This window comes from Pleomorphomonas oryzae DSM 16300 (genome assembly GCF_000422965.1).
In the GTDB taxonomy this organism is placed as follows: domain Bacteria; phylum Pseudomonadota; class Alphaproteobacteria; order Rhizobiales; family Pleomorphomonadaceae; genus Pleomorphomonas; species Pleomorphomonas oryzae.
Map to the genome: position 1 here is coordinate 180,713 of NZ_AUHB01000012.1, position 13,336 is coordinate 194,048.

At 60.0% G+C, this 13,336-nt stretch carries 9 protein-coding genes; 7 read left to right on the forward strand and 2 right to left on the reverse strand.

Annotated elements, in window-relative coordinates:
* Positions 1-110 precede the first annotated feature (110 nt).
* The 4 genes from G522_RS27690 to G522_RS0119315 all read left to right on the forward strand — a co-directional run bounded on the left by G522_RS27690 (position 111) and on the right by G522_RS0119315 (position 4,099).
* Complete coding sequence (locus tag G522_RS27690; protein ID WP_084633291.1) at positions 111-1,025, forward strand: hydrogen peroxide-inducible genes activator; 915 nt, start codon at positions 111-113, stop codon at positions 1,023-1,025.
* A 206-nt stretch (positions 1,026-1,231) separates the two neighbouring features.
* Positions 1,232-1,654, forward strand: coding sequence for a nucleoside-diphosphate kinase (ndk, locus tag G522_RS0119305; RefSeq protein WP_026792455.1), 423 nt, complete (start codon positions 1,232-1,234; stop codon positions 1,652-1,654).
* 183 nt (positions 1,655-1,837) lie between these two features.
* Positions 1,838-2,380 (forward strand): response regulator, encoded by a 543-nt coding sequence (locus tag G522_RS0119310; protein ID WP_026792456.1) that lies wholly within the window; start codon positions 1,838-1,840, stop codon positions 2,378-2,380.
* A 45-nt stretch (positions 2,381-2,425) separates the two neighbouring features.
* Positions 2,426-4,099, forward strand: a complete 1,674-nt coding sequence (locus G522_RS0119315) for an NAD+ synthase (RefSeq protein ID WP_036840018.1) — start codon at positions 2,426-2,428, stop codon at positions 4,097-4,099.
* Between the two features lie 15 nt (positions 4,100-4,114).
* Here G522_RS0119315 and G522_RS0119320 read toward each other — a convergent pair whose 3' ends face one another.
* Complete coding sequence (locus G522_RS0119320; RefSeq protein ID WP_026792458.1) at positions 4,115-4,852, reverse strand: proteasome-type protease; 738 nt, start codon at positions 4,850-4,852, stop codon at positions 4,115-4,117.
* 535 nt (positions 4,853-5,387) lie between these two features.
* Entirely contained in the window at positions 5,388-6,530 is a 1,143-nt protein-coding gene (locus tag G522_RS0119330; RefSeq protein ID WP_084633292.1) for an iron-containing alcohol dehydrogenase, read from the reverse strand.
* Between the two features lie 1,394 nt (positions 6,531-7,924).
* On the opposite strand from G522_RS0119330, the gene G522_RS27695 reads away from it, so the two are divergent.
* The 3 genes from G522_RS27695 to G522_RS27700 form a co-directional block, all read left to right on the forward strand.
* The gene (locus G522_RS27695; protein ID WP_051228855.1) at positions 7,925-9,619 is read left to right on the forward strand and encodes a type I secretion system permease/ATPase; all 1,695 of its coding nucleotides are present in this window, start codon (positions 7,925-7,927) and stop codon (positions 9,617-9,619) included.
* Complete coding sequence (locus G522_RS0119345; RefSeq protein ID WP_026792462.1) at positions 9,619-10,926, forward strand: HlyD family type I secretion periplasmic adaptor subunit; 1,308 nt, start codon at positions 9,619-9,621, stop codon at positions 10,924-10,926. The genes G522_RS27695 and G522_RS0119345 overlap by 1 nt, the downstream gene beginning before the upstream one ends.
* A 43-nt stretch (positions 10,927-10,969) precedes the next feature.
* Positions 10,970-13,336: beta strand repeat-containing protein (locus tag G522_RS27700; RefSeq protein ID WP_281168500.1), on the forward strand; the 2,367-nt coding region annotated here is incomplete at its 3' end.

Here is a 13,336-nt window from a genome sequence, read left to right on the forward strand (position 1 = left end):
GGATCTTTCTGTGATGGCGGACGGGAAAAAGGTTTGGCTGCCACCGACATGACGGCATTTCCTGGAATCATTCCAATTGCATTGTCCGGCCGGGCTGATAGGTTTTTCTTATGAGGATTACCCTTCGCCAATTGCGATATCTCGATGCGCTGGCCATCGAGGGCCATTTCGGCCGGGCCGCCGAGCGCGCCGCCGTCAGCCAGCCGGCCTTGTCGGCGCAGATCCGCGAGCTGGAAGAGGCGCTTGGCTGCCAATTGATCGAGCGTGCCGCTTCCGGTGCCCGGCTGACGCCGGCCGGCCAGGACATCGTTGGACGCGGCCGCCGCATTCTCGCCGAGGTGGAGGATCTCGAAACCTTCGCCCATGCCGCCGCCGACCCGACGGTCGGCTCGCTGCGCCTCGGCATCATTCCGTCAATCGGTCCTTATCTGCTGCCAAGGCTGCTGCCGGCCCTCTCCGAAAGCTTTCCGGCGCTGAAGGTCGGCGTGCGCGAGACCGTCACGGCGGGTCTCGTCGGAGAATTGCAGGCTGGCGCAATCGATCTCGTCATCGCCAGCCTGCCGCTTGGCGATCCTTCTTTTGTGGAAGTGCCGGTGTTCACCGACTCGTTCCTGCTGGCGACGCCGGCCACCGGGCTGCTGTCGCTCGGTGCGTTTGACCGGGCGGCCGACATTCCCACCGAAGCGCTGCTGCTGCTCGAAGACGGACACTGTCTGCGCGATCAGACGCTCGCCTCCTGCGGCGCTCTCGATGCGCGGCGGTTGACGCGGGCCGGCGTCACCTCGCTGGCCACGATCCTGCAGCTCGTCGCGGCGGGCCAGGGTATCACGCTGCTACCGGAGCTGTTTTTGGCGTCGACGCCGCTCGATGCCAGCCGCGTGCGTCTCCGCCGCTTCTCCGCGCCGGAGCCGCACCGCAGCATCGGTCTTGCGTGGCGGCGCAGTAGCCCGCTTTCCTCGCTCTGCGAGCGCATCGCCGGCCTGACGGCGGAGCTGAAGCCGACGGCGGGCGCCCTTCCGGCGTGAAGCCGGCTCAAGACCGCCGTATTGTCATACCAGACAGAGGAAGGGGCAGCGCCGCATGCCCCGGCACGAAAGTCGACTTGCCATCGGTTTTCGAGGCTTTGCCGCGCTTGCCCCGGTTTCATCCCACGGCTATAAGCCGGCCTGACCAGCGGATCTGGTGACAACCGGACCCCGCCGTGCCGCCAACCATAGAGGGGCAGTTTTTCATGGCGATCGAACGTACTTTCTCGATGATCAAGCCCGACGCGACCCGTCGCAACCTCACCGGCGCCATCACCGCCAAGCTCGAGGCGGCCGGCCTGCGCGTTGTCGCGTCCAAGCGAGTGTGGATGAGCCGCAAAGAGGCCGAGGGCTTCTACGCCGTCCACAAGGGCAAGCCTTTCTATGACGAACTCGTCGAGTTCATGTCGTCGGCGCCGACCGTCGTCCAGGTGCTGGAAGGCGAGAACGCCATCGCCAAGAACCGCGAAGTGATGGGCGCCACCAATCCCGAGAAGGCCGCCGCCGGTACCATCCGCAAGGAATTCGCTCTGTCGATGGGCGAGAACTCGGTGCACGGTTCCGACGCGCCGGAGACGGCCGCCCAGGAAATCGCCTACTGGTTCTCCGGGACCGAAATCGTCGGCTGATATCTTCACCGACAAGGTCAAAAATAAAGGGCGCTCCTCACGGTGCGCCCTTTTTTGTTGACGATCATGGTGTAGAAAACGTTGCCGCCGTAAACCAAATTTTCTCTATTCCGTGACAAGCCTGAAACCCGGAAGAGGAGATATATCGCTCTAGTAGGTTGTTGTCTTAGGGTTTTTCGCTTCATGATCGATCCGCTGGATCACGGTACCTATGTGCGTCTCGACGCTTTGCGTGTCGGCATTGTCGACGATAGCGCCTATTTCCGCAAACTTGCGGAAACGATGCTGACTGCCTTCGGTGTGCGCGTCATCCTGCAGGCGGCGACCGAGGCGGAAGCCCTCACCCTGGTTATGACCCAGTCGCCGGACGTCCTTCTTCTCGACTGGAATCTCGGAACGGCCGGCAACGGGGCGGCGCTGCTCGATCTGTTGCGTCGCCATCCCGATGAACGGGTATCGACGCTTGCCGTGATCATGGTCACCGCCTATGCCGACAAGCGCCGCATGCTGACCGCGGTGGAACTCGGCGCCAATGATGTTCTGGTCAAGCCGCTGTCGGCCCGCCGTCTCTACGAGAGGCTTGCCGAACTGTCATCTGCCCGGCAGCTTTATGCGCGGCGGGGCAAGCGGCTGATCCCGGCGATACCGCCGGCCAAAGTCATTCACGATGGTCCAAGCGAGATCATTCGGGTGCGGTCGCCGCTGCAGGGCAAGCCGATCCGCTGATCCTGGTTGCCGCGACGGCGGCTTTCCGTCTAGATTGCGGGCATCATGGCAAATTCATTCCGCACCCTGAAGCTCGCGCTCGCCCAGGCCAACCCAGTCATGGGCGACATTTTCGGTAATCTGGACAAGGCGCGGCAGGCGCGCGCCGAGGCGGCCCGGCTGGGCGCTGATATTCTGGTGCTGCCCGAGCTCTATATCATTGGCTACACGCCGGAAGATCTGGTGCTGAAGCCGGCCATCCAGCGGGATTGCCGCCGGGCGATCGAGCAATTCGCAGCCGAGACCTCCGATGGCGGCCCCGCCGTGCTGATTGGCACTCCATGGGTGGGAGAGACGGGTGAGCTGCACAATGCCATCGCGCTGCTCGACGGCGGCGCCGTTGCCGCCCTGCGTTTCAAGGCCGACCTGCCCAACTATTCGGTGTTCGACGAGAAGCGGGTGTTCGTGCCCGGCCCGATGCCGCTGCCGGTTGCCTTCCGGGGCATTCGTCTTGGTTTGCCGGTGTGCGAGGACATCTGGAAGCCTGAAGTCGTCGAGCACCTGTCGGAGACGGGCGCCGAGCTGCTGATCGTCATCAACGGCTCGCCCTATCGCTGGACGGTCCTCAGCGAGCGGCTTGATAGCGCCAATGCCCGCGTCGTCGAAAGTGGCCTGCCTATGGTCTACCTCAACACCGTCGGCGGCCAGGACGAATTGGTATTCGACGGCGCCAGTTTCGGCCTCAACCCGAATCGCGAGTTGGCCTGCCGCCTGCCGGCCTTCCAGGAAACGGTGGCGCTGGTGACGCTCGCCGAAGGCGACGATGGCTGGCGGATCGTTCCCGGCGATGTGGCACCCTATCCAGAGGTTCACGCCGCCAACTGGCAGGCCTGCGTCATTGGCCTCCGCGACTATGTCGAGAAGAACCGCTTTCCCGGTGTGGTGCTCGGCCTGTCCGGCGGCATCGATTCGGCGGTGGTGGCGGCAATGGCCGTCGACGCCTTCGGTGCGGACAAGGTGCGCTGCCTGATGCTGCCCTATCGCTACACGTCGGCCGACAGCCTCGAGGATGCGGCGAAATGCGCCGCCTTGCTCGGCGTCCATTACGATGTGGTCGCCATCGCCGATCCGGTCGAAGGCTTCCTGAAGTCACTGGGGCCGCTGTTCGAGGGCACCAAGGCGGATACGACCGAGGAAAACCTGCAGTCGCGCGCTCGCGGCACCATCCTGATGGCGGTGTCCAACAAGTTCGGGTCGATGGTGCTGACCACCGGCAACAAGAGCGAGATGTCGGTCGGCTACTGCACGCTCTACGGCGACATGAACGGCGGCTTCAACCCGATCAAGGACCTCTACAAGATGCAGGTCTATGCGCTGGCCGAGTGGCGCAACGCCCATAGGCCGGAGGGGCTGAAGGGGCCGGCCGGCGAGGTGATCCCGACGCGCATCATCACCAAGGCGCCGACCGCCGAGCTGCGCGAAAATCAGACCGACCAGGACAGCCTGCCGCCTTATCCGGTGCTCGATGGCATCCTGAATGGCCTCGTCGAGGAGGAAAAGACGGTGGCCGAGCTGATTGCAGCCGGCTTCGAAGAGGCGACGGTACGCCGCGTCGAGCACCTGCTCTATATCGCTGAATACAAGCGGCGGCAGGCAGCGCCCGGCGTCAAGATCACCACCAAAAACTTCGGCCGCGACCGCCGCTACCCGATCACCAATCGCTTCAGGGATCGGGGGTAGGGGGTATCCCCGCTCTTATTTATAGGGTGGGATGGGAATGGCTCGGTAGGCGGCGCGCAGCGCCGCGCTCCAGCGTTCGCGCAGGTCATGGAAATAGGGCTCGCCCGGCTCGATGCGATGCAGGATATCGTGGGCGATGGCGTCGCGCTTCACCGTGACGATGTCGATCGGCATGCCGACACCAAGGTTGGAGCGCATCGTCGAGTCCATCGAGATCAGGCCGAGCTTGAGCGCCTCGATGAGGTCGGAGGCATAGGTGATGGCACGGTCGAGGACCGGCTTGCCATACTTGTGCTCGCCGATCTGCAGGAAGGGCGTATCCTCGGTCGCCTCGATGAAATTGCCCTGGCGGTAGACCATGAACAGGCGAAGGCGCCCCTTGGCTACCTGACCGCCGACCAGCATGGTCACCTCGAAGCCGGCGTTGGACTGCTCCAGCGCTTCGCCGTCGATGCGGTAGACCTCGCGCACCGCGCGACCAACGAGCTGAGCCGTTTTGAACATCGACGGCGTCGTCCAGATGGTTTCCATCTGACCGGTGTCCTTGTTCTCGATGCCTTCGTTCAGAAAGGATAGCACGGCCTGGGTGATGGCAAGGTTGCCGGCGGTGGCCACGGCGATCATGCGGTCGCCCGGCTTTTCGAAAATGTGCAGCTTCTTGTATTGGGAGACGTTGTCGAGACCGGCGTTGGTGCGCGTGTCCGCGATCATCGTCAGACCTTCCTTGACGAGGATGCCAACGCAATAGGTCATCTTTTTCTCCCGAGCGCCCAGAATTCCGTTCTGTTTAGAGCATCGGTTTGCGATTCCAAAGCGTCATTTGAGCCAGGCTGCCAGTGAGCCGAGGATGATCCGACGGTCAAAGAAAAAGGCCGGATACCCTCAAGGATATCCGGCCGGAAGTATGCGATCGCCCGCACGGACAACGCGGAAGTCGATCGTTTTGGCGGGGAACCGCCGAAGCACCACCGTCGCGAATAGGAGTGACTGATCCAGAACGACGAAGACTGCGGACGTCGCGCGACCAGCGACCGCCAATCCCTTGAACAACCAAGCAAAGGCCGGAGACGATGCGATACCATCTATCTGGAAGCGCTTCGGCGGCAGCAATGCGCGTCCGCGGTTCCTTGTTGCAAATGATTATCATTTGTAGCCCGTCGCTTGGCGGCCGGGCAATTCGGGAAAATGCGAAGGTTCATAGAAAAACTTGGGAATCGTCGTCCGAAAATAAGGCGGGCGCGGCACCCTTGGGATACCGCGCCCGCCTCAGCCGCATTTAGCCGATGTCTCAGCCGTAGTAGGCGGCGGTATAGAGTGCCTTCACATCCGTCACCGAGGGCGTGCCGGGGTTGGTCAGCGTGCAGGGATCGGCGAAGGCGTTCTCGCTCATGCGGTTCAGCACCTTCTTGAACTTGCTCTCGTCGAAATCGACCTCGTCGCAGTCCTTGAAGGTCGAGGGGATGGCCAGCCTCTTGTTGAGCTTGCGGATCGCCTCGGCCAGATCCTTGATGCCGAGTACCCGCTCCACATAGGCATACTTGTCGGTGAACTGCCGGTTGAAGTCGATAATGTAGGGCAGCATGATCGCGTTGGCGAGGCCGTGGGTCACGCCGAACTCGCCGCCGATCTTGTGGGCCATGGAATGCACCAGGCCGAGCGAGGCGTTGGTGAAGGCCATGCCGGCCAGCGCCGAGGCGTTGTGCATGTTGAAGCGGGCCGTCTTGTCGGTCGGCGTCGTATAGGCCTTTTCGAGGTTCTCCAGCACCAACTTGATCGCTTCCACCGCGTAAGGGTCGGTGAAGGACGTGGCGGCGATGGAAGCGACCGCTTCCACGGCGTGGCACATTACGTCCATGCCGGTGTTGGCGGTGACGTTGGCCGGCATCACCATCGGCAGGGCAGGGTCGAGAATGGCAATGTCCGGCACCATGTCGGCGGCGACGATCGGGTATTTGATATGGTTCTTGGTGTCGGTGATCACCGAGAAGGCGGTGATTTCGGAGGCTGTGCCGGAGGTCGAGGGAATGGCGACGAAGCGAGCCTTGTTGCGCAGCGGCGGCATGGCGCCGACCGGAATGATGTCCTCGAAGGTGAGGTTCGGGTGCTCATAGAAGCACCACATCACCTTGGCCGCATCGAGCGCAGAGCCGCCACCGATGGCCACGATCCAGTCGGGCTCGAACTCCTGCATGGCCTTGGCGCCGCGCCAGACGGTTTCCACCGACGGATTGGGCTCGACACCGTCGATGACGATGGAATCGATGCCGCCCTTCTTCAGGATGGCGATCGCCTGATCGAGGAAGCCGAAGCGCTTCATCGAACTGCCGCCGGTGACCAGCGCAGCCTTCTTGCCCTTGAGATCGGCCAGCTTGGCGAGCGAGCCTTCGCCATAGATGATGGTGCGGGGGATGGAGAAGTTCATCACGGTCATCTCTGTCTCCTTGTCGGAACGACGGGAGGGCTCGTCCGGACATGACATTCCGGTCCATCTCCCGGCGGGAGGCGGCGGCAGGCGGGCTCTCGATTGTGAATTCTTGCGCGGCATCAATCGGTTGGCTGATGCCGGAGGATTGATTTCCTGATGTCTAGATCAGACTTTCGGCGGAGAAACACAAGCCATCTAAAAACGTTTAAGTCCTTGTCCCGACGATATAAACGGTTTACATGCCAATCACTCTCATCTTTGGACGAGAGCAGAATTCAGGAAGGTCATAGGGCTGAGGGGATCACCGGGATTGGGATAGCCGGGGTGGTTCATCCACGAAAAGACCGAGCTGACATGCGCCAACTCGGCCGTATTTGGTGCTAAAAATTGCTTTACATATGAATTGATTTTTACGCGAATAGGCACAATGGGAAACCGTATTTGCGCGTAAGGTTTACAATTCAAATAAATCAACTACTTAGGTCATGTTTCCACAATGCAACGCAGCGCTGCTGGGCATCGACATGCCGGCCTTCCAGGCAGGCGGTTTTCAGCGCTTTGCCGTGAAGAAGCGCCGGGTTTTTGAGATCATAGGAGATTGGAAGACTGCCCCTGAGCGAGGAGGTGGTGCGGACGGCGGGGCTCGCCAAAATGCTAAGTTAGCGTATCAGCAAAATGGTAAAATGATGTTATATTTCAGTATATTATATAATTTCTACGTCAGTGGAGTTAGGAGCTATTTTGGGAAGATTTTTGGGAAGATGTCCATAGTTTGATCCCCTACGGTTATAAACCGGCCGGCTCAAAGAGGCCATTGTCCGTCTTATTGGTGCGTTCTTCCTTAAGCAGAATGATGGATGGACCACCCAGCGCGACTGCTCCGTGAGACTGGAAACCATCGCGCCAATAAGCGATTCCACCGGTAGCCTACCTGCTATCGCCAGCTGACCGGCCCGGTCCAAGCCGGTGATGCGGAGATGCACGGTCAGCTGCATCACGCTCTGGGACACGATCCCTTTGATGTTTGGCTTGGCCCTTGGATACTATAGCCTGATACGTTTGAATACTGATGCGGTATCTCGCAGGACGGATTGTAACAATTCACCATGGACAGAGATTAACTGACAGTCGGTTCAGGACAACCGCATTTCAGGTGGCCCCTTGGATCGGCAAAACAGCGGGTTTCAGCGGATTTCCGGTTTACGGTGTGGCTCAACCCTTATTGCGTGTTTAATTCTGGTGTGCGCGCCTCTTTCCGCTACCGGAGTTTGAAGAAAAAATATCTGTGGGTGCATTGCGCGGAGATGGAGTCCGAGAGGTTGCGCTGACGCATGGATTCCTTGTAACTTTCGTTTCGATTTGTTTCCGTAAAATATGGCTGCAGCAGCCGGAGGGGCGCAATGAAGAAGGCGCTGGTCGTCGCTGGATTTTTTTCCGGCGTGCTAAGTTTATTGTCTCTAGCAAGCCCTCTGTTCATGCTCGAGATCTATGATCGTGTTGTGCCTTCAAAAAGCACTTCTACACTCATCGCTCTATTGGCCTTAATTTCGGTAGTATATGCGTTTTACGGCTTCCTCGACATTATCCGCTCCCGCCTGATGATTTGGTTCGGAGAGGCCGTTGATGTCTCATTGTCTCGCCGCGTATTCGCGGTCATCGCCGGAACACCGCTCAGGGCTCGTATCCTCCATGATGCCTTGAAACCCGCGCAGGAAATGGACCAAATCCGGGCATTCCTGGCTGGAACCGGTCTTGTCGCGCTTTTCGAACTGCCGTGGTTGCCTGTGTTCCTCGCCGTCAGCTTTCTTATGCATCCGCTGATTGGCGTTTTGGTATCGGGGTCAATAGTACTCTTGATCGGACTCACAGTAACGACCCATGTCCTGATCAAACCTCTCATCCGAGACGCTAGCCTCGCTCTCGCTCGCCGCAACCGATACGGCGAAGCTGCTTATGGAAGCGCCGAAGCTCTCGCAGCAATGGGGATGCGTGATCACGCCCTCGAAATGTGGGAGGAGGCACACCGGTCCTATGTTGATCTGCAGAGAAAGTCCGCCTCGGCCACCTCAATTCTATCCGGCATCTCCAAAGCCTTTCGATTGATCCTCCAGTCAGTGGTACTCGCGCTTGGAGCTTGGCTTGTCATCAAGGGCGAGATGACCGGAGGGGCGATTGTTGCAGGATCGATTATTGTCTCTCGTGCACTTTCGCCCGTGGAGCAAATCATTGCCAACTGGCGGGCTTTATCGTCTGCACGGTTAGCCTGGAGCCGCCTTCAAGAAATCTTTCTCTTATTTCCGGAAGATACGGCTCGCACTGTCATCCCTGGTCCGAGAAAGACATTGTCCGTCGAGTCGATTGTCGCCGCGCCTCCTGGTGATCGTCGACCTTCGATTCAAGGCGTTAGCTTTGAGGCAAAAGCAGGAACAATTGTCGGCATCATTGGCCCCAGCGGCGCAGGAAAGTCCTCTTTGGTTCGCGCCATCGTCGGGGCCACGCCGCTACTACGGGGTAGCATCCGGCTTGATGGCGCCGATCTTGAACAATGGCCGGCGACGGTTCGAGGACAACATATCGGCTATCTGCCACAAAACGTCGAGCTGTTCCCAGCCACAGTCGCCCAGAACATTGCTCGCCTCGATCCAAGAGCGGACGATCAGGCGGTCATCGCCGCGGCGGTTGCCGCTGGTGTGCATGACCTGATTGTCACTCTTCCTAATGGATACGACACGCTCATCGGCGAAGGCGGTCTCAATCTATCAGCTGGCCAGTTGCAACGCATCGCATTGGCCCGTGCACTCTACCGGGATCCCTTCCTCGTTGTCCTTGACGAGCCCAACTCCAATCTCGACGCCGAGGGAGACAAAGCGCTGACTCTCGCTATGGAAGGGGTGCGGCGTCGCGGCGGAATCGTACTCATCGTCGCCCACCGTACCAACATCCTTCCAATACTCGACGACGTGCTGGTGATTGAAAACGGCATGGCCAAGGCATTCGGGCCACGGGACACGATCCTCAAACCTCAATCATCGGTTTCCCGAGCACCCGCGAATACCTCCCTCAAAGTTGTCGCAGGCGAGGGAGTACAGTCTTAATGCGCTCCACCGAACAGACGATTCAAAAGGCCATGCGCCGCAATATGGTAGCTGGACTGGGAGCCGTGATCCTGCTCATCGGTGGCGCGGGTGGATGGGCGGCGATCACCGAAATCTCAGGCGCAGTTTCGGCTCCCGGCATCGTAACGGTCGAGGGCAGTAGCAAACAGGTACAGCACCCGAGTGGTGGCATCATCGCCGAACTGTTGGTTCGGGAAGGGCAACGGGTCGACGCCGGACAGGTGCTTATCAAGCTAGACGCGACAGTCTCGAAGACGAACTTGGCTGTGGTGACGAAGGCGCTGGACCAGCTCTATGCGCGTCGTGCACGCCTGGAGGCGGAGCGGGATGGACGGGAGGATGTTTCCGTTTCCGCTGATCTGGTCAACCGGCACGGCCCTATGAGTGCGGAAGCGTTGATGGCCTCCGAGAGGCGGCTATTTGAAGATCGCCGCGCCTCCCGTCGAGGTCAACAACAACGGCTTTCCGAGCAGGTCGCGCAGATCGACGAGAAAATTCGTGGATACGTCGCCCAGCAGGATGCCAAGAGTGACGAAACCCAACTGATCGAGAAAGAACTCGCGGGCGTTCGCACCCTATATGATCGCGGCCTAGCCCCAGTCGATCGGGTCAACAACCTCGCTCGGGCAGCAGCTCGGCTACGCGGAGAGAGCGGCCTCATTATCTCAGCCATCGCTGAGGCCCGGCAGAAGCAGTCTGAAATCGGTATCCAGCTTCTGCAAATCGACCAAGCCTTGCGTAATGACGTCTCTACCGAACTTAGAGACCTCGAAGGCAAAGAGGGGGAGTTGCTCGAACGCGAGGTTGCGGCCCTAGACCAGCTAAAGCACCTTGATCTAGTCGCGCCGGTTTCTGGCTTCGTGAACCAACTGTCCGTCCACACTGTTGGTGGGGTCATTCGCCCCGCCGAACCGCTGATGCAGATCGTGCCTCAGCAATCGGGCCTCACGGTCGAAGCCCGCATTTCACCTCAGGACGTTGACCAAGTTTCTCTTGGGCAGGCGGCCACCCTGCGGCTCAGCGCCTTCAACCGAAGCACCACTCCTGAGCTCTTCGGCGAAGTTATCCGGGTATCGGCTGATTTAGTCACGAACGAAAAGTCTGGTGCTGGATTCTATCGAGTCGGCATCAAGCTACCCGAAAGCGAAGTGGCGCGGATCGCCCCGCTGACGCTTGTCCCTGGTATGCCGGTCGAAACCTTCATTCGGACCGGCGATCGGACGGTCCTTTCCTACCTTAGCAAGCCAATCCGCGACCATGCAGCCCGGGTCTTCCGAGAGCAATGAGGCTCGCACAGATTCAAATCGACAAGTTTTAGGGAGCATCAAGATGGCGACGATCACTGGAACTACTGGGAATGATGTTCTGAACGGAACAACGGGCGACGACCAGATATCCGGTCTTGACGGTAGGGACACTCTGATCGGTGGGGCCGGTGCGGATGTTCTCAACGGCGGGTCTGGTACTGACACAGCGAGTTACGCTGATTCCTCTGCGGCTGTTAACGTCGACCTCACGACCGGCAAAGGCACTGGCGGCGATGCCGAGGGCGATCAATTGATCTCAATCGAGACGGTCGTCGGTTCCAGATTCAATGATACCCTGACCTCCAACACGAGCGGTCAGACCCTCATAGGCGGTGCCGGTGACGATGTTTACATCGTCGGCGACTACCGCGTTGTGGTCACCGAAGACGTCGGTGGCGGCATCGACGAGGTTCGGTCTGCCTCCGGCTTTAGCATCGCATCCTACGCCAACGTCGAAAAGCTCACGTTCACCGGCTCCGGCAGCTTCATCGGTATCGGCAACAGCGGCGACAACATCATCACTGGCGGTGCCGGCGACGATACCCTCAATGGCGGAGGTGGCGCCGATCAATTGCACGGCGGCGGTGGCAACGACACGGCGAGCTACGAGAATGCGACCACCGGCGTCAGCATCAACCTGAGAACCGGTGTCAACACCGGCGAAGCGGCGGGCGATACCTACGACAGCATCGAGCGCTTCCTCGGGTCGAACTACAACGACACATTTGCCGGAACTGCCGGAGGCGAAAGCTTCAATGGTTACGGTGGGATAGATACCGTCGACTATTCGCTGTCAGAAGCGGCGGTCAACGTGAACCTCACCACTGGCGCGGTCAGCGGAGGCGATGCCCAGGGAGACTCACTCACCTCGATCGAAAGAGTTATCGGCTCCAAGTTCAACGATACCCTGAGCTCCAGCACGAGCGGTCAGACCCTTATGGGCGGTACCGGTGATGATGTTTACATCGTCGGCGATTACCGCGTTGTGGTCACCGAGTTTGCTAACGGTGGCATCGACGAGGTTCAATCTGCCTCGGGCTTCAGCATCGCATCTTATGACAATGTCGAAAAGCTCACGTTCACCGGCACCGGCAGCTTCATCGGCATCGGCAACACCGGCGACAACATCATCACTGGCGGTGCCGGCGACGACACCCTCAATGGCGGAGGTGGCGCCGATCAACTGCACGGCGGCGGTGGCAACGACACGGCGAGCTACGAGAATGCCACCACCGGCGTCAGCATCAACCTGAGAACCGGTGTCAACACCGGCGAAGCGGCGGGCGATACCTACGACAGCATCGAGCGCTTCCTCGGGTCGAACTACAACGACACATTTGCCGGAACTGCCGGAGGCGAAAGCTTCTATGGTGCTAGCGGCACCGATACCGTCGACTATTCGCTGTCAGAAGCGGCGGTCAACGTGAACCTCACCACCGGCGCGGTCAGTGGAGGCGATGCCCAGGGAGACTTTCTCAGCTCCATCGAAAGAGTTATCGGCTCCAAGTTCAACGACACGCTGAGCTCCAGCACGAGCGGTCAGACCCTTTGGGGCGGCGCTGGCGACGATATCTATATCGTTGGCAATTCCGGCGTAGTTGTCACGGAGGGAACCAACGGTGGCATCGATGAGGTCCAGACCGCTCTCACAGGTCTCTCCATCGCTGGCTACACCAACGTTGAGAACCTCACCTACACCGGCACCGGCACAAACAATTTCATCGGCACCGGCAACGCCGGTGACAACATCATCACCGGCGGAGCCGGCAATGACGATCTGACCGGTGGAGCGGGCAACGACACCCTCATTGGCGGGGCCGGCAGCGATACGCTGCGCGGCGGCGCCGGCGCCGACCATCTGATCGGCGGCGGCGGCGCTGACGTAGACATCGTTAGTTATAGCGATGCGGCCGTCGGCGTCATCATCGACCTCAAGAACGGTGCCAACAACGCCGGTGACGCGGCCGGCGACACCTATGACGGCATCGAGGAGTTCCTCGGCTCGAACTACAACGACACCTTCGTCGCCTCGGCTGGCGTCGACTTCTTCATCGGTTCCGGTGGGACCGACACCGTCAACTACTCGACGTCCAGCGCGGCGGTGAACGTCACCCTCAGCACCGGCGTGACTGTCGGCGCCGGCGGAGACGCTCAGGGCGATAGCCTATACACCATCGAGCGGGTCGTCGGCTCGGCCTACAACGACGTCCTCTCCACCTCCGTCTCCGGCAATACCCTTCAGGGTGGCAACGGTGACGACATCTACGTCGTCGGCAACCAGGGAGCCATTGTCACCGAGTTTGCCAACGGCGGCACCGACGAGGTGCAGACCACGCTGACCAGCTTCTCCATCGCTGGCTACACCAACGTTGAGAACCTCACCTACACC

Excerpts from the sequence above, each read along its gene's own strand:
- G522_RS27690 (WP_084633291.1), top strand. The coding sequence starts at position 111 with ATGAGGATTACCCTTCGCCAATTGCGATATCTCGATGCGCTGGCCATC.
- ndk (WP_026792455.1), top strand. The coding sequence starts at position 1,232 with ATGGCGATCGAACGTACTTTCTCGATGATCAAGCCCGACGCGACCCGT.
- G522_RS0119310 (WP_026792456.1), top strand. The coding sequence starts at position 1,838 with ATGATCGATCCGCTGGATCACGGTACCTATGTGCGTCTCGACGCTTTG.
- G522_RS0119315 (WP_036840018.1), top strand. The coding sequence starts at position 2,426 with ATGGCAAATTCATTCCGCACCCTGAAGCTCGCGCTCGCCCAGGCCAAC.
- G522_RS0119320 (WP_026792458.1), bottom strand. The coding sequence starts at position 4,852 with ATGACCTATTGCGTTGGCATCCTCGTCAAGGAAGGTCTGACGATGATC.
- G522_RS0119330 (WP_084633292.1), bottom strand. The coding sequence starts at position 6,530 with ATGACCGTGATGAACTTCTCCATCCCCCGCACCATCATCTATGGCGAA.
- G522_RS27695 (WP_051228855.1), top strand. The coding sequence starts at position 7,925 with ATGAAGAAGGCGCTGGTCGTCGCTGGATTTTTTTCCGGCGTGCTAAGT.
- G522_RS0119345 (WP_026792462.1), top strand. The coding sequence starts at position 9,619 with ATGCGCTCCACCGAACAGACGATTCAAAAGGCCATGCGCCGCAATATG.